This window comes from Microbulbifer sp. CAU 1566, assembly GCF_023156515.1.
In the GTDB taxonomy this organism is placed as follows: domain Bacteria; phylum Pseudomonadota; class Gammaproteobacteria; order Pseudomonadales; family Cellvibrionaceae; genus Microbulbifer.
The window spans coordinates 70,888-93,010 of sequence record NZ_JALNMG010000006.1 but is presented as its reverse complement, the minus strand read 5'-3'; the positions used below and the strand labels follow the sequence as shown (position 1 = coordinate 93,010).

Annotated in this window: 11 protein-coding genes; 4 read left to right on the top strand and 7 right to left on the bottom strand. The window is 56.7% G+C overall.

Annotated elements, in window-relative coordinates; all coding sequences use genetic code 11:
- Positions 1-142: 142 nt before the first annotated feature.
- The 7 genes from M0G74_RS15015 to M0G74_RS14985 all read right to left on the bottom strand — a co-directional run bounded on the left by M0G74_RS15015 (position 143) and on the right by M0G74_RS14985 (position 13,371).
- On the bottom strand, positions 143-1,681 hold the full coding sequence (locus tag M0G74_RS15015) for a glycoside hydrolase family 16 protein (RefSeq protein WP_248219205.1): 1,539 nt from the start codon (positions 1,679-1,681) through the stop codon (positions 143-145).
- A gap of 181 nt (positions 1,682-1,862) precedes the next feature.
- Positions 1,863-4,640, bottom strand: a complete 2,778-nt coding sequence (locus M0G74_RS15010; protein ID WP_248219204.1) for a di-heme oxidoredictase family protein — start codon at positions 4,638-4,640, stop codon at positions 1,863-1,865.
- Positions 4,641-4,917: 277 nt separating this feature from the next.
- The gene (locus M0G74_RS15005; protein ID WP_348983716.1) at positions 4,918-6,411 is read right to left on the bottom strand and encodes a tryptophan halogenase family protein; all 1,494 of its coding nucleotides are present in this window, start codon (positions 6,409-6,411) and stop codon (positions 4,918-4,920) included.
- Positions 6,412-6,468: 57 nt separating this feature from the next.
- Positions 6,469-7,524, bottom strand: coding sequence for a cupin-like domain-containing protein (locus tag M0G74_RS15000; RefSeq protein ID WP_248219203.1), 1,056 nt, complete (start codon positions 7,522-7,524; stop codon positions 6,469-6,471).
- 9 nt (positions 7,525-7,533) lie between these two features.
- Complete coding sequence (locus tag M0G74_RS14995) at positions 7,534-8,265, bottom strand: SapC family protein (protein WP_248219202.1); 732 nt, start codon at positions 8,263-8,265, stop codon at positions 7,534-7,536.
- 108 nt (positions 8,266-8,373) lie between these two features.
- Positions 8,374-11,364 carry a TonB-dependent receptor gene (locus tag M0G74_RS14990; protein ID WP_248219200.1) on the bottom strand — a complete coding sequence of 997 codons (2,991 nt, stop codon included), beginning with the start codon at positions 11,362-11,364 and terminating at the stop codon, positions 8,374-8,376.
- Between the two features lie 405 nt (positions 11,365-11,769).
- Positions 11,770-13,371 (bottom strand): sodium/sugar symporter, encoded by a 1,602-nt coding sequence (locus tag M0G74_RS14985; RefSeq protein WP_248219198.1) that lies wholly within the window; start codon positions 13,369-13,371, stop codon positions 11,770-11,772.
- A 268-nt stretch (positions 13,372-13,639) separates the two neighbouring features.
- On the opposite strand from M0G74_RS14985, the gene M0G74_RS14980 reads away from it, so the two are divergent.
- From M0G74_RS14980 to M0G74_RS14965, 4 genes are all read left to right on the top strand, one after another.
- Positions 13,640-15,202 carry an MFS transporter gene (locus tag M0G74_RS14980; RefSeq protein ID WP_248219196.1) on the top strand — a complete coding sequence of 521 codons (1,563 nt, stop codon included), beginning with the start codon at positions 13,640-13,642 and terminating at the stop codon, positions 15,200-15,202.
- Positions 15,203-15,760: 558 nt separating this feature from the next.
- The gene (locus tag M0G74_RS14975; protein ID WP_248219194.1) at positions 15,761-18,919 is read left to right on the top strand and encodes a TonB-dependent receptor; all 3,159 of its coding nucleotides are present in this window, start codon (positions 15,761-15,763) and stop codon (positions 18,917-18,919) included.
- Positions 18,920-19,030: 111 nt separating this feature from the next.
- The gene (locus M0G74_RS14970) at positions 19,031-20,560 is read left to right on the top strand and encodes a tryptophan halogenase family protein (RefSeq protein ID WP_248219193.1); all 1,530 of its coding nucleotides are present in this window, start codon (positions 19,031-19,033) and stop codon (positions 20,558-20,560) included.
- Positions 20,557-22,068: a tryptophan halogenase family protein gene (locus M0G74_RS14965; protein WP_248219192.1), complete on the top strand. Its 1,512-nt coding sequence runs from the start codon at positions 20,557-20,559 to the stop codon at positions 22,066-22,068. The genes M0G74_RS14970 and M0G74_RS14965 overlap by 4 nt, the downstream gene beginning before the upstream one ends.
- The last annotated feature ends 55 nt before the right edge of the window (positions 22,069-22,123 follow it).

Sequence of the window (22,123 nt, the reverse complement as noted above, 5' to 3'; positions counted from 1 at the left end):
CCTGGATACCCGGCTTTTCCAGCTTCCGTTGTACGGATTGCGCAGAAAAGGGTCGTCCCACTTTGAAGTCCGGGCACAAAATGGTGCAAACCACCTTGCCACCCCGGCATAAACACCAAAATGGGACGCTCCGGAGCGAGATTTATTTGGTGAGTTTCACATTATCCACCTGCAGAACCGCCCCCATCTGGTTGTCCCAGGCGGGGGAGATAACGAATGGCGTATTCACGCTCGCGGTGTTTAGACCCATTTCCGCCAGCTCCAGCATGGGGATCTGGTAGTGGGTCCACTGATCTACCGCGGGCATATCCAGCGGGTAGTCACCGGAGGAACACGGATGGCCGCAGTCCGCGCGGAAGGTGAGTGATGCGGAACCGGAATCATCCGGCTCCTCCAGAACCCGTAGGTCAAATTCCATGTAGGTGTAATCGCTCAGGTCATAGCTGTTGGTGGACTGGAAGAAACCGATACCCTGGTCGGTGTTCCAGGAAATCTGGCCTACGTCGCCGTAGTCACCTCCGGCATCCACCACCTCGAAATCCACAGTGCCGAAGGCGGTCCAGGTGAACCACTGGTAGGGATCTTTGGCCTCTCCGTCAAAAACAGAAACCTCTTCGCCTTCCGGCGCCTGGGGCGGCGCGATACCGGGCTCGAGGACAAAGTCACTGTCGGTAGTGGCGCAGCCCTTGCCGGTGTCGAAATCCTCGCTGCACTGGTAAACACGCACATAGTCGATCACGTATTCCTGCGGAAAGGCGCTTTCGTCGATACCGGTGTCGTTCACGTTGGCCGGCCAGTCGCCGCCCACCGCCAGGTTGAGGATCAGATGAAAGCTCTGGTCAAACGGGGCGTTGGGGTTGCCCAGCGCCGCGGCGCTGTACCAGCCGTCTTTGGTCTGGGTGGCGTAGTGGTCACCGTCCACATACCAGCGGATCTCGCCCTCTTCCCATTCCGCCGCATAGGTGTGGAAATCATCCGCCGGATTCAGGCCACCGGGAATCTGGTAAGCCACACCGGTGTATTTGTTGCCGGGCCAGACATCGCCGTAGTGCAGAGTGCCGTGAACATGATCTTCGCCACCCACTTTAAGGTTCACCGCCTCAAGAATGTCGATCTCGCCGGAGAGTGGCCAACCGCCATATTTCCACTCGCTCGGCAGCATCCAGAAAGCGGGCCAGCTGCCCTGCCCCTGCGGTAACTTCGCGCGCATTTCAAAGCGGCCGTATTTCCAGTCGCCCATACCTTTGGTGCGCAGGCGTGCGGAGGTGTAGGTACCGCTGCCACTGGTATCGCCCGGATCGTAATTCGGATCGTCGTCCACCAGATTGGGGCCAGTGGCGTCCTCGCGGATCGCCTTGATGTGCAACATATCGCCGGCAACCCAGGAGTTTTCCGCGGCGTCGGTGTAGCACTGGGCCTCGTTGTTGCCGCCGCCGGTACAGTTCTTTTCGTGGGACCATTTTTCGCTGTCGATGGCTTCGCCGGAAAATTCGTCCGCCCACACCAGGCAGTAACCACTGTTCAGCGGATCTTCCAGGCACTGTTCCGGCCGCTCGTTCGCGGGCGGATCGTTGGGTATATTGACCTGGCCATCGTCATCATTGTTGCTGCCACCGCCGCCACAGGCGGTCGCGGCAATCGCCATTGCCAGAGCGGAAGATCTGAACAGAATTCTGGACATCGCTGCCTCCTCATCTTTTGTTTATTGTTTTCATGTTCTCTCGGGAGAGAAGCGTTCTTTTAGCGCCTGCCGGTGAAAACCGTCGCCCCACCTTGCCACTGCGCACAAGGTGGGCCGACGTTTTAGAGAGATAAAAAAAGGGCGATAGAGATATCGCCCCAAGTAGACAGAAAATCGACAGTTACAGTGAATTGAGGAACTGCAGCAGGTTCTGCTTGTTACCGGCAGACAAAGACTGATAGGCATTTTTCGCCGCCTGGCCCTCGCCGCCATGCCACAGGATGGCCTCTTCAATGGTCCGCGCGCGACCGTCGTGCAGGTAGCTGTGTACCGGTGTGCACACCTCATTGCCCTGGCCGCCGATCGGATTTTCCAAACCACCGGTTACGCAGGCGGAAAGTCCCAGTCCCCACAGCGGCGGTGTGCGCCATTCAGAGCCACTGGCTTCACCCTCGCCCAGATTGTCCGCCAGGCCCGCGCCCATATCGTGCAGCAACAGATCGGTGTAGGGATGAATGGTCTGGTTACGCAATTCAGCCAACGGATGGAACTCCCCGGTTTGCATTGTCGGTGTATGGCAATCGGCGCAGCCGATATTCGCAAATACCTGCTCACCACTGACCACCGCCGCATTGTCGTAATCCCGCTGCGGACGGATTCCCAGCAGCGAGATATATTTGGTCAGATCCCGCAGGTGATTGTCTGCAAGTTCCGCCCCGCTACTGCCACAATCGCTCTGACTGCTGCCGCAATCCGGGTTGGGGAATACGGAAGTCGTCACACCCATATCCGTATTGAACGCGCGCGCCAGCTGATGGCGAACACTGGCGGCACCGGCCTTCCAGCCGAAGCGGCCGAGACGGGTGTCGCCGGTTTCCGGATCGATCACGCGATTAACGCGACCGGAAATGCCATCGCCGTTGCTATCTCCGGCATCTGCCAACGCGACAATCGAAGATTCCGCAATCGCTTCCAGCAATCCCATGCCCACCAGGTTGGGCGCGATGCGCGCGGAAAAGCGCGCGGGCGTCACCCCGGTAAATGCATAGTTCGGCGAGCGCAAACCATTTTGTTCGCTCCAGTACGCGATCGAGACATTACCTTCACTGGCCGCACCGCTGCGCGCCTTCGGTTGCAATACCGAACCGAGGTACGGATCCGGGTTGCCGTTGGCATCGGCCACTTTGAAGGTCCATTTTTCCAGCGGCTCGCCCACTGCTGCCGGTGCTGCGCGACCGTTGCGCTCGTGGCAACTGCCGCAGCTGCTATTGATGTAATGGGGCCCTGCAAGATTGACCATGGGTGCAAATGCGGGATTCTCCAGCGGCTTTTCATCGTGCACACCGTCGATGGCGGAGCTGTGTAATACACGGCGGCCAAGCATAAACGGCTGCGCATTGTCGTAGCCGAGATTCGTCGCCATCTGCAAGAAGTGATTGTCGGTCTCTCCGGAAGTCAGCGCATGAATGCTGGTGTCGCCACCGAGCCAGGCTTTTTCCGGAATTTTGAACGAGTCTTTGATACCGCCAAACGGCGTGGTACCACCTACATCCCAGGGGACCAATCCCTCACCGACGATATACAGGAAGGTAGTGCCGTAATAATTCGCACGCCCGTTAGGGACACTGGCATCCAGAAACTGGCTGATTTCAAATTCCAGTTTATCGCCAACCTGAATGGGGCGATTTTCCCGACAATTGAAACTGCGCTCTTTAAAGTAGTGCTCGTTATCCACCACGGTCATAACACCGTTGTCGCAGTACTCCGCTACGGTGCCAACACCACGATAGAACCAGCGATTCTCCGCCTCGGTATCACTCAGCTTGAACTGGGTACGCACATTCATCCGTACCGTGTCGCCGCCCTTGGCGACTTCATCGATGATTTCAATCGACGCCGTGCGATCTTCCCAGTAAAAACTCAGGTAATGATCGTAGGCCTGGAAGTGATCCTCTTTCGCATGACGGTCCCGTGCACGATCGGAGAAACGGGTAACCAGCGCGGTTGCGGTTTCGTATTGTTGCACCGGCTCCAGAGGGGTAGCGCTGTCATACAAGGGGACTATATTTCCAAGATTGGGCGTTCCGCCGGAAGATGAGCTACTGGAGCCACCAGAAGAACTACTACCCGAGGAACTGCCAGAAGAGCTACCAGAACCACTTGAACTACTGGAACTGGAACCGCCACCGGAAGAAGAACCACCCTGCCCGGTAAACGTGTATTGCGCAGGACTTGTGGTCTCACCAACACCATTGGTGATTTTTGTGTAGTAAACCGAAAGGGAATCGCCGGGAGAAAGATTCGGAATATCGTGGTACCAGTCATTTCCCGACTGCGTCATACGTACGTTCAGCTGCCCGCCGCCATTGACCGAATAGTGCACATCCACAATATCGCCGCCGCTCATGCGCGCCTGCGCCGTAGTTCCATTGACTTCAACGATACAGCCGTTATCACAACTGGCGGCCGTACCATAAACGCCAAGCTCCCAGATGGAGTAGCCCCACTGATTGCCCGCACTCCGGGTTATGCCATTGATACGCACGTACCGGTAAATGCCGTCCACCGCGACGGTATCGGTTCTATGCCCAAACACACCACCGGTCTGAGTCGATAACGTGGACCACTGAGCGCCATCATTGGAACCCTGAATCTGGTACGTCTCAGCGTTTGCCGCTTCCCAGAAAATATCTACCTGATCCAGGTCATAGGGCTGGCCGAGATCGACACTGATCCAGGAAGGATCGGTCTGGGCCGCAGATGCCCAGCGGGTTCCATTGTCGCCGTCGACCGCATTACTTGCAGCGAGATCTGCGGTGCTGGCAGAAACCGGAGCGCCGGTTGCCAGATTATTAGCTTGCGCGCTGCTTACCGTGCTTATTGAAAAAAGTACTGCAGCAGTCATGAGAGAAAAAGCAGGCCGCAGCAGCTTGCCTCGCCCTGAGGGGAGTTGACGCATGATCGATCCTCGTCGTTATTTATTTTCTATTCGGGATTGCGAACACTGGTATTCATCATCGCAACGAATACACGCGTAACCGTAATTATCCCCCGCTAGGGCGTCGTCCCACTTTAGGAACTTCACCAAGCTGGTGCGTTTACTGACGAGAAAGAAGGAATAAGGCGAAGATTTTATGACGCGCTTCTCTCAGCGCTGGTGAGATGAAGTGATACTGATACTCCGGAGTGGCGAGCACGCCGGAGCATCATCAGACTCTAACAAGAGTTTTCTAAACTTACTCTAACCTGGCTTTGCAGTAGTGATTGATAAATTCCAGGTGATTCGGCCAACTGTCTACGGCCGCACGTACATCGCTACGAATACCTGACAGGAAGCGCGCCAGTTCTTCGTCGCTCATCATATCCACAATCGGATGATAACTACGGGGCATCAACCCCTGGCCGAGCAAAACCTGCAACCAGGAACTCTCGCCAAACAACTCGGTACCATTCTGGTAAACCCGGCCGCCCTGCTCGAACATTTCCATACGGTGAACCAGGCTATCCGGCACTTCCATGGCGCGGCAGTGGCGCCAGAACTCAGTATCCTGGCGATCGGTCAGTTTGTAGTGCAACACTACAAAATCCCGCACGTTTTCTGTTTCCTCGCGAATCAGCCGATTGAATTCCTTGATATCCGCCTGCACAAAGCCGTTGGCCGGGAAGAAAGTCATCAGGCGCACAATACTGCGCTGAATCAGGTGAATACTGGTGGACTCCAGCGGCTCGATAAATCCGCTGGATAGACCGATGGCAACACAGTTTTTATTCCAGTGCTTGCGGCGGGTACCGGTGCGGAAGGGAATCACCCGCGGCTGGATCAGCGGTTCGCCTTCCACATTTTCCAGCAACTGCTCCATCGCCTGATCGTCATTCATATAGTGACTGCAGTACACCAACCCGTTACCGGTGCGCGACTGCAGGGGAATGCGCCACTGCCAGCCGGATTCCCGCGCAATGGAGCGGGTGTAGGCTACGGGATTTTCACTCTTGCCGGTCTGTACGGCCACGGCGCGGTCGCTGGGTAACCAGTGGCCCCAGTCGTCATAACCGGTGTGCAACGCCTGGTCGATCAACAGTCCGCGGAAGCCGGTGCAGTCGATAAACAGATCCCCTTCCAGCAGCTTACCACTGTCCAGTTTCAGCGCCTTGATATGACCGTTGTGATGATCCAGCTGTACCTGTTCGATTTTTCCTTCGATACGCTGCGCGCCGTGCTTCTCCGCCAGGTTGCGCAGAAATTTTGCGTAGAGACTCGCATCAAAATGATAAGCGTGGGTGCGCTCACTGCGTGGGGATACGGCAAAGCGTCCTTCCCGTGCCCCCAGGTGTTCCCTGGTGTAATCGCCAATATCGTGGTGGATACCCAGCTGTCGCCCCTTCACCCAGAAGTGGCTGAAATTGCACGCCCAGCAATCCTTGCCGGCAGCGCCGAAGGAGTGGATATAGTCCTGGCCGACGTCTTTCCAGTTTTCAAACGCAATGCCCAGTTTGAACGTAGCATTGGTGTAGGCCATCAGTTCGCGCTCGTCGATGCCAAGCAGCTGATGGAACAAATGGAGGGTGGGAATCGTCGCTTCGCCCACGCCCACGGTGCCAATGGCTTCCGACTCCACCAGTTTGATGTCCAGATTCTTGCCCAGCAGTTTGGCCAGGGCAGCGGCGGTCATCCAGCCGGCGGTACCGCCGCCGGCAATGATGACCCTGCGAATTCTATTCTCGTCGTTCACGCAAATACTCTCTCAATATTTTTATTTATAGTGCTTTTCTTAATACTGTTTTTTATATCAGCGTTTTAAATCGTTCTGCAGTTTCGCGCGCAACTGCATTGCCGCCTCCAGCCCAAGCGGCTGCTGTAACACGCCGCGGGCAGATTGCGGAATATGTTCGGCGGCGCCGGCTTCGGCGTCGAAAATATAGTAATCAAATAGTGCCTTCCATGCCTTGCGCTGGTGAGACGGCAGGTTGCGCAGACCGAGGATGGCATGCAGCAAGGCATTGGTTGGCCGCCCCATGTAGGCTTCAGAATCCCGCCACCAGTGGGTGTAGAGTACGTTCAGTACACCCAGACTCTCCACGTGATGCCACCACATACCGGGGATATACAGTGCATCCCCCGCATTCAGTTCCGCAATCTGTGCCTGCTGCAAGGCGTCGCGAAAGCGCGGGAATGCTTCAAAATCCGGGCTGTAAAAATCCACCAGGCTCACTTCCTGGCCGCCGGGCGCAAATTCCAGAGGTCCGGGATAAAGGTTGGCAATCTGTTCCGGGGGCAGCAGGGTAAAGCGGCGTTTTCCCGCAATATTACACGCGAGATTATTGGGAAAATCGTAGTGCGCGGCGACCCGCACTTTGTTCCCCAGCCATAGGGACCCAATAGGGGAAACACTGCTGACACCGGCATCGTTGTCCGCGGCAAACTGCGGAAACCAGTAGGACACTTCGCTGGACGGCATATAGCGCATGGGCATTTCCGCCGTTTCGGCAGAAGCCAGAATGTCGTCAAGTAATTCGCGGAGCGGAACACGGCGGCTGTCAAAATTGAAACCACTCATGTCGTCGTTGTAAAAAACCCGGCCGCCGGTTTCGGCGCTGCCGTAACAACCAATGATCGGATTTCCGCTGTACTGCTGCAATAGATAGTCAGCAGTCGCCTGCGGGGACTCTTTGCCGGCAACTACCGCCGGGAAGTGGCTGCAATAATCCCGCAGAATCAGCGGGCGGGTTGCGCCAGCCACAAGTTCCAACACATTATCCGGAGATACCCCGTGCAGCTCTTGCGTATGCGGCAGACCGGCGCTTTCGATATAGGGTATTTTTTCTTCGGCAAGGGTAGACATCATCGAATCACCTTACTGCAGCGCAAGCCGGCGATTTTTTTCATCGATCAGCCGGCGCAATTGCGACTGGGATGCAATCGCCATGTAGATGGCCTCCAGGAAACCGGCCTTGTGCAGATCATTCAGGTCTTCACCATTCAAGGCGCGCAGGCGCTCCTCATCAATGGTGTAAAACCCCTTGAGCTGACTGCTCTCGCCGTTGTTCAGGGTCACATCGAGGGTGAAGGATTCCAGTAGCCCGTGAATCTGCAGTGCGCGAACAAATTTTTCGCTCTGCTCGATCCCCATGTGAATGGCATCCAGCATATCGGAGACGCTGTCGAGGAAAGGCGAGCTGCCACCGTATTCGAGAAACAGGGGCTCACCCTGCTCGCGGCTGATACGCGGACTGTCGAGATCAATATGAATGACACGGCGGCTTTTCTGGATGCCATCTTCGACAAAACTTTGCCGACCGATCAGGAAAGGGTCGCGGCGAATGGTCAGTGGGATATGTGAAGCAGCCCACTGTTCGCCTCGGAGGTACAGGTTTTCTCCCGGCTGCAGGCCGAGCAGTACCAGCGGAAAGAAATTACCGGTGTTGGCGTCTTTCTGGAAAAAAATCGGGTACTGGCCCTGTAACGCGCGGAATTCCAGTGGGAAGGTCAGCGCATACCAGCTGTTGTCGCCCAACTTGCCGGAACGCTCGGTAATCACGCGTAACTCGCGGTGTTCGACGTTATTCAGCAATACTGCATTGGCCATAACGCTTGTCTCATCTCAAATTATCATTGTTATTTTCAGGCAAAAAAGCCGCTGATCCTTAGGACCAGCGGCTTCCCTGCTTACTACTATTCCATCCTGTGGAATGGTTTAGAAGGCGTAACGTGCGCCCAACTGCCAGCGCGGTCCACCCTGGTAGAGTCCCATCAACTGATAGGACGAACGACCGTGGTCACGCTTGTGCTCGTCAGTGACGTTGATACCTTCCAGGAAAACCTGCAGACCATCCAGTTGCTGCACTTCGTAGCTGACGTTCAGATCGATCTGACTGTAGCCCTCGGTGTACTGCGGGTTGGCACCGGTGTTCTGGCCGCGAGACATCAGGAAGTCATCGCGCCAGTTGTAGGCAACGCGGGCCTGGAAGCCATGCTTGTCATAGAAACCCACCAGGTTGGCGGAGTCACTCAGACCATCCATTGCTTCATGATCTTCCAGCAGGAAGGCATTGTACTCGAGCTCGGATTTCACCAGGGTGTAGTTGGCCTGGATACCGAAGCCAGATTCACCAAACATGTGCTGTACCGCCAGCTCGACACCGTCCAGGGTGTTTTCCACATCGCCGTTCACCGGCGTATCCAGGCGGAAAACCATATCGCGGTCGGTGGCCGGATTGCCTTTGATGAAGATATTGGTGATCTCGCCCATATCGTCGCGCACTACGTCGACGTAATCACTGTCTTCGTAGTTTGCCGCGATATAGTCGCGCACCGCCTGGGCGTCGTTGGCACCATTGGCCCGCGCTTCATCGACCAGTGCACCGTCCGCCGGGTTGGCGATGTTAAAGATGGTCTTGTCGATTTTTGAAGCGCTGATGAAGTTGGACACATCCTTACGGAACAGGCCGATGGATGCGTAGCTGGCTTCGCCGTAATACCACTCAACCGACAAGTCGTAGTTGACGGACTCGAACGGCAACAGGCCCGGGTTGCCGGTGGAGCCACCGCCAATACCGCCATTGGCCACGGTGCCGATGGTGGTGCCGCCCTTGATGTCGTTGTAGTTCGGACGCGTGATGGCCTTGCTGACCGCAGCGCGGGCGACCACATCTTCGGTCACTTCCAGCTTGTAGGACAGGCTCGGCAGCCAGTAGTCGTAATTGCCCTGTTCGCTCAGGTATTCCTGCTCGCCGTCGCCGAGAATGACCACTTCGTTGTTGGAGTTCCACTCGGCGCGATTGTAGGAAGGCACCACGGAAGTGGAATCCACATCGGTCTCTTCGTAGCGCAGGCCGGCGTGTACTTCGTAGGGCATGCGGAACATTTCCGACGCGAAGTTGTACTGGGCATAGACCGAAGTAGAAATTTCGGTGGTAGCGCGGTCGGTGTCCGACGCGTAATCGGTGGAGGCACAGAAGGAAGTGCCACAGTCACCCATGCGGTTGCTGTTGGCGATGTCGGTTGCATCGTTGCCGTACAGGCTCTCGGCCGCCGCGCGCACCGCATCGAAGTCCCACGCGTAATAGATGTTCAGAGGATCGCGACCGCCGATTTCGGAGAAGTCACCCCAGGATTCGTTGAAGCGGTTGGAAATACTTTTCGCGGTAAACAGCCCATCCGGCAGGTCGGAAGCCGGGCCGGCGCCACCCCAGGAGTTGCGCTGTACAAATGCGGACTGCGAGCGGTTGGTGACTTCCTGGCGAGAGATACCAAAGTCGATATCGCTGGACTCGGTCAGCTCGAAGTTACCGCCAAAGCGGAACTGGTCAATCTCGGAGAAGTCCTTGGAGTTGGTGAACACGGAGCCGGTCACCTGGATATCCGATGCATTCAGGCCATTGGCCGTTTCCACGTAGATTGCCGGCAGGTCACCGGTAAAGTCCACGCTGCTAGCCTCGCGCACCATGGCGGCAACGGTCAGTACGTTACTGGTACCCCAGGGGCTGTCCGGGCGGCGCTCGGCTTCGGAATGCTGGCCGTCAAAGAACAGGTTCAGGCGGTCGCTCACCTGCCACTCCAGGTTCACACCCAGCATATCGCCTTCGTAGACTTCCGCCGTGCTGCCGCCACCCATGGCCACATCGCTCGGGCTGCCGTAGTACTCGGAGTAAATGAGCGGGGTCGCAATGGGGCCATCGCTCCACACTGCGCGCTGGTCGCCCTGCCAGGCGTGGTACACGGAAATATCGTTGAACTGTTTGGCGATCTTGTTCTGGTAGTAGTTGTAATCCAGAGTCGCGGTCACGTCGTCATTCGGCGCCCACTGCAGTACCAGCTGGCCGTTGGTACGCTTGCGCTGCTGCTCTTCAAACTTGTATGCAGCGTTTTGCGGAATGGAGGAGATGTCACCCTCACCCGGACGGTTCACCTGATTGTCTACCGGTACCGCACCCCAGGCATCATTCACGCCATCCCAGTTGTTGTCCATCTGGCCGGGCACACTGATCCAGCCACCGGGCACGGTAGCCTGGGCGCTGCCACTCTCACGCTCGGATACGCTGCCGGAAATGGCCACACCGAATTTGCCGTCGGCAAAGGTATCGGAGAAAAAACCGCTATATTCCGGGGTGATGTTGGCATCTTCGGAGGACTCGTCCATCACGCCTTTCACCGCAAAGCGCATGGTGCGCTCCGGGGTGTTCAGCGGACGCGCAGTCAACATATTGATGGTGGCTCCCATGCCGCCGGACGGCAGGGTGGCATCGCTGGTCTTGGCAACCTCAACGCCGGTTACCATGTCAGAAGCGATGTTCTGGAAATCAAAAGAGCGGCCACCGGTGGTACGGGCCAGCTGGCGTCCGTTCAGGGTTACCAGGTTGAAGTCCGGGCCCAGGCCACGCACGGTAACGCGGCTGCCTTCGCCGTTGACCCGGTCGATGGATACACCCGTAATACGCTGCATGGATTCTGCGAGGTTGGTATCGGGGAACTTGCCGATATCTTCTGCGGAGATGGCGTCGACAATACCTTTGGCATCGCGCTTCACATCCATGGACTTCTCAAGGCTGCCGCGAATACCCAGCACTACCACTTCTTCCAGTGCTGCATCCTGTTCGGTTTGAGCCAGGGCATGCCCACTAATGCCCGTGAGGGTAGCGATGGCTACCGCAATGGAATTCTTCTTGAATCCGGTCATTTTATTCATGGAGTTGTCTCCCCCATCGTCACGTCATTTTCGTTATTGGTTTCGCCAGGGTGGGTACCTCAGAGACCGCAATAGGATAACCCGATCTGGCGCCACGCTATACTCCCGCTGCGCCTCAATATGAGTCGTCCCACCTTGGGGAAATGGCCCAAAATGGACTATCCCACCTTGAACCAGGCAAAGCGGGAACGAAAAAAACCTTTAAATTCAACAACTTAAAGATTTGGCGCATTTATGCACCAGCCGTGGGCAGAATGCCGTCCAGATGAGGGCAAGCGGCGAGAAAAGTGGGGCCCAGGGGTCGCAACACAGGAATGACCGGCTAGACATAGTTGCCCAACCGAGATGCGCTGAAGAAACAGCGGCGGCCAGCAAAGCCGACCGCCGCGGATGTTGATCGGCCGGTTACCACCAGGTGGCATAGAGCGCGGTCAGCAACAGCACCACGCCGATACCCGCCAGGTTAAAAGACTGATCGGTCGCAAAGCCCGTTTGACTGACCACATCCCCTCGAACTTCTGTCGGCTCCCCCGCTCCGCCAGCGACCGCTCCGGATTGCAGCAGCGAGGCGATGACCGCCAGCGCCAGACAACAGAGGAACACCAGCCCCACCCGGTCGATAAACGGCAGTTCCGGCCAGGCAAGCTTCAGCAACAGCGACAACACCGCCGAAGCCAGTGCCGCCACCAGCGCCCCATTGGCCGTGGCCAGCGGCCAGAAGATCCCCAGCAGGCAGAGCACCACAATGCCCGGCGTGAAGAAGCCGGTGAACTCCTGAATGTACTGGAACGCCTGGTCAAAGTTGCCCAGTAGCGGCCGGGCACACAGTGCTGCCAGCAGCAGGGATACCGCACCGGCGATGCGACCGACGCGCACGTAATGCGCCTCGCTCTCATCCGGGCGTCGGTGGCAGTACAGATCCATGGTAAAGATGGTGGCAATGCTGTTCACCATGGACCCCAGGGAAGACACAATGGCGGCAGTCAGGGCGGCAAAGATCAGCCCCTTCAGCCCAACCGGCATCAGGTTCATAAGCGCCGGATAGGCCTGGTCCGCGCGTGCCAGGTCCGGCAGCAGCACCACCGCGGCGATCCCCGGCAACACCACTATCAGCGGCATCAACAGTTTGAGGTAGGCGGCGAATACTATCCCCTTCTGGCCTTCCCGCAGATCCTTCGCCGCCAGTGCCCGCTGGATGATGTATTGATTGAACCCCCAGTAGGACAGGTTCATCACCCACATCCCTCCCACCAGCACCGAGATCCCCGGCAGGCTCGCGTAATGCGGGCTGTCCGCAGAGAGGATCATGTCGAACTTTTCCGGGGCCCGCTCGGCCAAGATGGTAAATCCGGCGAACACCCCGGCGCCCTCGCCGATCAGGTCCAGGGCTATATAGGAAAGCACCAGACCACCGAATATAAGCAGTACTACCTGAATCACATCGGTCAGCGCCACCGCTTTGAGCCCGCCGTACAGGGAATAGGCCAGTGCCAGTACCACCAGAAACGCCATGCCATAGGCCAGCTCCACACCGGCGATGGTATGAATGGTCAGTGCCCCCAGCCACAGGATCGCCGTGAGATTGACGAACACATAGACCCCGAGCCAGAAGACCGCGAGGATGGTTTTCACCCGGTTGTCGTACCGCTGTTGCAGGAACTGGGGCATGGTGTAGATACGCCGGGCGAGGAATACCGGCAGAAAGTACTTGCCGACGATGATCAGGGTGATGGCCGCCATCCACTCGTAGGAGGCGATGGCGAGGCCAATGGCATAGCCAGAACCGGACATGCCGATAATCTGCTCCGCAGAGATATTCGCCGCAATCAGCGATGCCCCCACCGCCCACCAGGGCAACCCCTTGCCGGCCAGGAAATAGTCCCGGGTACTTTTCTGACGCCCGTCTTTCTCCCGGGATACCAGCCAGGCGACGGTCACCAGAAATACGATATATACAGCGACCACGCCGGTATCCACCAGCGAGCCGCCAATCAGCGGGAAATCCATGATTGTCTTTTCTCTCTTCCACAGGGAAGCTGCGCACAACGGCTGACGCTTCCGGTTTTCGGTTATTGTTATTCAGTGGTCGATCGACGGGGGCAATGCTAACGGCAACGGGTAGCGGGGAACACCGCGGTTTCCCATGAATACGTTTTCACATAGTGGGAAAACCATTTTGTGCTGGATTGCGACCAAGGTCATGGGGTTTGCGGTTGCGGAAAACGTTTTCACCCCATACTCTCTGTGGGACCTAACGCAAAAGAACAACAATAAAATGCTGCACAGTCCTCGTGAACAGACAGCACCGGAAGCACCCAAACTGCCAAAACTGCATTTCTGGCAAATCTGGAGTCTGTGCTTTGGCTTTGCCGGTATTCAGTTTTGCTTTGCCCTGCAGAACGCCAATGTCAGCCGGATTTTCCAATCCCTCGGCGCCAGCGTGGAAGATATTCCCATCCTGTGGGTCGCCGCGCCGATTACCGGCCTGCTGATTCAGCCCATCGTCGGTTACCTCAGTGACAACACCTGGAACCGCTTCGGTCGCCGCCGCCCCTTCCTGATTGCCGGCGCCTTTGCCGCGGCAACAGCGCTGCTAGTGATGCCCAACTCCACGGAATTGTGGATGGCCGCGGCCATGCTGTGGATTCTCGATGCCTCCCTGAATGTGATGCTCGGTCCCTCGGTAGCACTGGTGGGCGATATGCTGCCGGAAGAACAGCGCTCCAGCGGCTTTTCCATGCAGAGTTTTTTTATCGGTGTCAGCGCCGTGGTGGCCTCGGCCATGCCCTGGACCTTGAATCACTGGTTCGATGTAACCAATACCACCGCCGGTAAAGCCATCCCCGATTCGGTGACCTACGCCTTTTACATCGGCGCGGCGATTGTACTGTTTACGGTGCTGTGGACTTGCGTAAGCACCCGCGAGTACAGCCCGGAGCAGCTGCAACGGGAAAAGCACAGCCTGGGGGAGAAGTGGCAGGACACCTACAATGCGGCCAAAAACCAGCCGCGTTTTCTCCGCCAGGGTACCCTGTTTACCCTGTCCGGTGCGCTGGCGACACTCGCCGTGCTGGCCCTGGCACTGGACAAGAAGTTACTGATTTTAACTCTGGGGATTGTCGGCTACGGCGCCTTCCAGCTGCTCGCTGCCAACATGTACCGACGGCGCAAGTACCGCAACGGTCTTTATCAGATCATGCACGACATCCTGGAGATGCCCACCACCATGCGCCAGCTGGCGGTAGTCCAGTTCTTCACCTGGTTCGCGCTGTTTTCCCTGTGGATTTACGGTACGCCGGCGGTTGCCAGTTTTCACTTCGGCGCGAGTGATGCAAATTCCGCGCTCTACAACGAGGGCGCCAACTGGGTAGGCATTCTGTTTGCCACCTACAACGGTTTTGCCGCGCTGGCCGCCATTGCCATCCCCTGGATGATCAGCGCGATCGGTATTCAGCGCGCGCATATTCTCAATCTGGTGCTTGGCGCTGGGGCCATGCTGTCATTTTTGTGGATTCGCGATCCGCAGTGGCTGCTGGTTTCGATGGTCGCCATGGGCTTTGCCTGGGCATCCATTCTTGCGATCCCCTACTCCATCCTTACCTGCACCCTGCCGCAACATAAAATGGGCACCTATGCGGGGATCTTCAACCTGTTTATCGTGATTCCGCAGATTCTTGCCTCCAGCCTGCTGGCACTGGTCGTGCACCACCTGTTTGCCGGCCAGGCCATCTACGTGCTCGGGCTGGCTGGTCTGCTGCTGCTTGTCGCGGCCGGCGCCACCTGTTTTGTCCGCATAGAATCCGCTCCCGCAGAAGCCGCAGGATCTGCCGCCATTTAAGCGGCGTGTCCGCGGCTGCCAATGCGTGCCTGTGTTCACTGCTCCCCTGTGATTCTTCTCTCCCTTGCCTCCTGTCGCTTCCGGCGTTGCGGCCTCGCCAGGTCTCCTCCCACCGATATTTGATGTTTTCTGAAAACGTTTTCCGACTGAAAACGTTTTCAGCTGGAGAAAACGTTTTCATCCTGTTTTCATGGGAATTCCGTTGACGCTCGGAATTTGACTTCATTACATTTGAAAAAAATCGCAGAAAACCGGAGCCAGAAAACTCCGACACTTCGCGAAAAATGAAGCGATTCCATTGCAAAAATAACACCAGCAACCGGAACGCCGTAGCAGATGAGAGAAAGAGACAACCGGCCTTTGTGGCGCCCGGGATTCCTACCCCGGCTCGCAAAGTTTGACCTGGCAATGCATTCCGCCAGCACCCCGCCAACCGCTCCTTTCACCACCGGATTCGCCCACCCCACGGGCGAAGCGCTTGCTCAGATTGTCACGTGCAGGCTTTCGTTGTTTGGGATCAATAACAAGTAACCAATAATTGGTGATCAGGGGAGATTCATGAAGAATTCCAACCGTTTTTGCAAGAAAACCCTTGCTGCCGCGGTCGCCTCCTACGCGCTCTTTGGCGTAGCGGGAGCCGCACTGGCGCAGGAAAATAGTGATGCGTCACTGGAAGAAGTTGTGGTTTACGGGGTGAAACAGTCCCAGCAAACCGCCATCAACACCAAGCGCGACGCAAAATCCATCGTTGACGGCATTGCCGCGGAAGATATCGGCAAGCTGCCGGATACCACCATCACCGACTCACTGCAGCGCATTACCGGGGTACAGATCCAGCGCTCTGCCGGTGAAGGCGGCAGCCTGAGCGTACGCGGTATGCAACAGGTAGCGGTCATGCTGAACGGCGAACAGTTCCTCGCCGCCGGTAACCTGGCAAACGCACAGCCCAATTTCACCGATGTGCCCTCGCAATTGCTGCGCAGCGCCAATGTGTATAAAACCCTGGATGTAAGCAACGCGGTTTCCGGTATTACCGGCACCATCGATATCGAAACCTTCCGCCCGCTGGATTTCGAGGACGGCCTCAGCACCGCAAGTGGCTATGACGTTTCCTACGGTGAAATCAGCGGCGAGGCAGACAGCACCTTCAATGCGCTGGTGAACTGGCGTAACGACGATATCGGCCTGATGGTCTCCGGTGTCACCGGCCAGAAAAACCTGGCCAACGACTATGTCGGCCATGTGGGTGACCCGGCGGGACTGGAAATGGGCCCCGGATCCGATTTCAACGGATCCTGGACCGTGAACACCAATCACGGCTACGAATTTTTCAACGCGGAAAATGAGCGCAACCGCGACGGTATTAACCTGGCACTGCAGGCAGACCTGGGCAACGGTCTCGACCTGGTGGTGGAAGGGTTCCACACCGATGCCACCGAATACCAGCGCCGAGTGGGCCTGAACCTGTCCAACCGCTGGCAGGGCCAGGGCAACACCAGCGCCGACCGCCAGGCACAGTGGCATCCCCGCTACAGTGACCCCAACGGCTGGAGCGGTGCACAGATTGCGGCGCCCACGTCCATCAGTGATTCCGTTACCGGCAAGGACGGGCGCAACTGGGTGGTCGCAGACGAGTTTGATGTCGAGCCGCTGTGGATTTACTCACTCACGTCCAACCGCAAAATCGACACCTCTTCCACCAACTTCAATGTGGAGTTGAACTGGGACAACGGCGGCCCCTGGAGTGGTAGCCTGCGCGCCATCAGCGCCACCGCCAACAACGATCAGGTCTATGCCACGGCCCAGGGCGGTATCAACAGCTTCCGTGGTAATACGGTTCAGACCATCGACAATCACTTCTATCCCAGCGATGTGATCGAGCGCTACAACCTCACCCTGGATCCGGACAAGCTGGATCAGGTAGGTGTAAACGGCGGCCGCTTTGTACTGCCCAACCCGCTCGGCTACAACGAAGACCCGCGCCTGAAAATGGCCTACCGGGATTACCAAGTTGCTCTGTCCGGCTTCGACCAGAAAATTGCCGGGGGACTCACCGATGCCAACGGTGAAAAGACCCTTGCGCAGTATATGGCCAACAAAGACAGCTGGATCATGGAAGGCCTGCAGCTGGAGCAGAACAGCAATATCGAATCGGACCTGAACGCGGTTAACCTCAACGTTAACTTCAAACCAGAAAACCTGTTCGTCACCGACGTGGAATTCGGTTTGCGTCCCAGCCGTCGTACAGTGGAAAAAGAAAACTACGATTACTGGGCGCAGTTCTACGTGGGCTCCGACAACCGCCTGACCAGTCCGGAACTGGCCGCCGCAAGCAACGAGGTGGGCTGTTATGCCCAGTGGCGCTCCATCGACCAGAAGTTTGACGGTGGCGGTACCGGCGCCGAGTGCTCCGCGGGCGAACGCCTAGTAGGCGCCGAGGATGATGGCTCGTCCTTTGTTCCCTACTTCACCCTGCCGCCGCAGGGACTGGATTTCCACGGTCTGGGCCTGACCTTTGTGGATGACCTGGGGGATAACGTCAGTGGTATTCCGGGATTCTGGGCGGTAGATCCAAAAAGCTTGGATAACGGCGAAGGTATCAACCGCAAAATCTTTGGCGATATCAAACCCATTGTGAATCCCGGCACCAGCTATGATTTAACCCTTAACGAGCTGACCAGTTACGTACAGTCTGATTTCGAGTTCGGCAATGTGTTCGGCACCTTCGGGGTTAAAGTAATCGACTCCGAGATCCAGGCGGTCATCTACGAAACCACCAGCGTTACCCGCACCAACGGCGGTTCCAACTACTACACCGGCCGCACCACCGAGACCAAGAAACGCACCGATGTGTTGCCATCTCTGAACCTTGCCTGGAATGTCACCGATGATGTGATGCTGCGATTCGCCGCGGCCAAGAACAAGCAGGATCTCGATCTCGACAATTACGGCAGCAGCCGCACCATTTTCACCGCGGCGGACCCGGATGATCCCACCCAGCGTATTCCCAGTGGCTGGAACTCATCGGGCAATATCAATCTGGAGCCCTGGCTCACCAACAACTTTGACATTTCCGCGGAATATTATTTCGGTGATGCCAGCATGTTGAGCATGGGCGCCTACCTGGTGAAAATTGATTCCTTCCTGGAGACTCAGGAAAGTACCATCGAGGTCGACTACAACGGTAAAACCTATAACATTACCGGTAATGGCCCGGTAGTGGGTGAAGGCGGTGAAGTGAAAGGTGTCGAGCTGGGAGCCAAGCTGGCGCTGTCCGATCTCACCGAGATGAATATTGTGCGCGACTTCGGTATCGAGGCGAACTACACCTATTCACCCAGTGAGGTGCCCGGTGATCACTCCGACGTAACCGGCATGAAATATCCGTTTGCGAACAACTCGGAGAATACCTTCAACTTCATCACCTGGTACCAGAAGGACAAGTGGCAGGGTCGTGTGGCGGTGAACCACCGCAGCGAACGTTTTATCCAGTCCTACGGCCCGCTGAACTTTGCCAAGTACGCACCGGAGGAAACCTATCTGGACGCGAACATCTCCTACGATGTACTGGATGATGTGACGGTATATCTCCAGGGTTCCAACCTGACGGGCGAAGATGTACGCGAGGTGTATCGCATCGCCGACGGCGTGGAACAGGAAGCATTGATCTACGACAATGAGGCACGCTACTCCCTGGGTATTCGAGCCAAGTTTTAAACGAATGTCTTTTCTGTAGTAGTGGTGCGGCCTGGACAACAGGCCGCACCCGATTAAAACACCAATAAAAATACTCATATAAAAAAGAAATAGAAAAAGAGAAGAATAAAAATGGGCAGGCCAAACAATCGAATTGTGATTGCCGGGGGCGGCACTGCAGGCTGGATGACGGCAGCAGCGCTATCGCAGCATTTTGGCTCTCAGGCGGAAATAACTCTGGTGGAGTCCTCGAAGATCGGCAGCATCGGTGTCGGCGAGGCAACCATCCCCACCATCCGCAATTTCTATCGCAGCCTGGGAATGCAGGACCTGGATGTTATCCGGGCGACTCAGGCGACCTGCAAACTGGGTATTCAGTTCAACAACTGGCACAAGCCCGGATCTTCCTTTATTCACCCCTTCGGTACCTACGGACAAAATATTCAGACCTCTGGCCAATCCATCGATTTTCATCAACTCTGGCTGCAGCAACATCACCAGGGAAAGGCCGCGCCACTGGGTGAATACTCCCTGGGCGTAACGCTCGCCGAAGCGGAAAAATTTACCTTTCCGTCACCCAATCCGCCATCGTCGCTCTGGGTTTATGACTGGGCACTGCATTTTGACGCAGCGCTGTTTGCACAGTTAATGAAGGACCACGCCACCAGCAAGGGGGTCCGTGCGGTAGATGCGGTTATCCATCGGGTATCCCAGCATGAAGACGGTCGGATCAAAGCTCTGCACCTGGAAGACGGTAGTGAGGTCGAGGGCGACCTGTTTATCGATTGCTCCGGATTTCGTGCGCTGCTCATCGAGGAAACCCTGGGCGTCCCTTACGAAAACTGGCAATACTGGCTGCTGTGCGATTCCGCAGTGGCCGTGCAGAGTGAGAGGGTCGAGACGCCTAAGCCCTATACCCGTGTAAACGCCGAGACTGCCGGGTGGCAATGGCGGATTCCGCTGCAACAGCGAGACGGCAACGGGCATGTGTACGCCAGCGAATATCTGAACGACGAACGTGCAGAGCAGATTCTTCGCGACAATATTCCCGGACAACTGACAGGAGATCCGCGGCGTATACGGTTTACCCCCGGGCGACGGGTACGCACCTGGGAGAAGAACTGTATTGCCATCGGACTGGCGGCGGGTTTTCTTGAGCCCCTGGAAAGCACCAGTATCGCACTGATCGAAACTGCCATCGAAAAAATCAAAACCCTGGTTACCCATTTTGATATACAACCTTCGATGGTCAATGAATTCAATCAAACTACGGCACTCGAGTATCTGCGGGTTCGGGATTTCCTGATTCTGCACTACAAAGCCACGGCACGAGATGACAGCGATTTCTGGCGTTACTGCCGCAACATGTCCATCCCCGACACGCTCCAGCACAAGCTGGATCTTTTTCTCGCCAGCGGACATATCGTCAATTACCGCTGGGAGATGTTCCACCAGCCAAGCTGGCTGGCCATATTCTCCGGCTTCGACCTGCTACCCGACCACTACGACCTGCGCCTAAACCAGATTCCGGAAGCACAACGGCAGAGTTACCTTGAGGGCCTGCGCTCTAGCTTGCGCAACGCGGTGGCGGGCGCACCGGATCACTACCAGTTTATTCGCGAGCACGGCGCTGCCGCAGAACCCGATGAGGAAGCCGCATGAATTCCCTGAAAAAAATTACCATCGTAGGCGGCGGCACCGCAGGCTGGATTGCTGCTGCGGTACTGTGCAACCAGTTTTCGCCGGAAGAACTCACGGTGGAGCTGGTGGAGTCGGAGGCGATCGGCACCATCGGCGTGGGCGAATCCACCATACCGCCGTTTCTCGAACTGCTGCACTCGTTGAATATCGACGAAAAAGACTTTATCCAAAAGACCCAGGCCAGCTTCAAGTTGGGCATCGAATTCTCCGACTGGAAGCAACGGGGGAAGTCCTACTTCCATCCCTTTGGCAGCATCAGCGCCAATATGGATGAATATGTGTTTTACCAGAACTGGCTGAAATCCTGCAGCAAGGGCGACGACTTTGCCTTGCAGGATTTTTCCGCCTGTTCGGTGATGGCAAAGCACCAAAAATTCTTCCTGCCCCAGGGCGCAAGCAAAACACCGGTGTCCGAGGCGCGCTATGCACTGCATCTGGACGCCAACCTTGTTGCGCGCTATCTGCGCGAATACTCCGAGCAACGGGGAGTGAAGCGCACCGAAGGGAAAGTGGTTCGAGTGCATCAAAAGGACAGCGGCCATATCCGAGCCGTACAACTGCAGGATGGACGTGAAATTACCGGCGACTTCTTTATCGACTGCTCCGGCTTCCGCGGCCTGCTGATCGAACAGACGCTGCAGGCGGGTTACGAAGACTGGTCCCATTTCCTGCCCTGTGATCGCGCCATCGCCATACAGACAGAAAATGTCAGTGCGCCGCCGCCCTACACTCGCGCTACCGCGCAGCCGGCGGGCTGGAGCTGGAAAATTCCTTTGCAGCACCGCACCGGTAATGGATATGTCTACGCCAGCGAATACTGTTCTGACGATGAGGCCATCGATACCCTGATGGCACAACTGGAAGGACGGCCACTGACCGACCCACGGGTGATTCCGTTCCAAACCGGCATGCGACGCGAGATATGGAAAGGCAACTGCCTCGCCCTGGGGTTGGCCTCCGGGTTTATTGAACCGTTGGAAAGCACGGCCATCCACCTGATTGCCCGCGGAATGGTGCATTTTATGCGCCACTTCCCGGAACGAGATTGCCAACCGGTACTGGCCCAAGAGTTCAATCGCCGCATGGCCATGGACTACGAGGAAATTCGTGATTTCATCGTACTGCATTACTGCCTGACACAGCGCGAAGATACTGCCTTCTGGCGCTGGTGCAAGAATATGACACTGCCGGATTCACTGCGTCAGACCCTGGACTATTTTCAGGCTCAGGGCGGCCTTCCGGAATCAATGGACCCGCTGTTTGCGCCGGTCAGCTGGCGCTCCGTGTGCGAAGGCATGGGTCTGCGCCCCGCATCTTATTCTCCATTGATCAACAGTTTCGACTACAACACCACCCGCGCGCACCTGCTCAATTACCGCCAGGCTCTGGAAGACTTTATCCAGCAACTCCCGGATCACCAGTCGTTTATCCTTAAAAACTGTCCCTCGGAGAAACCCATGGCGGCATAGCAATCAAGCGTCATTTTAGAAAGTGTTCACCTTGTGCATGTCAGACTCTCTCTTG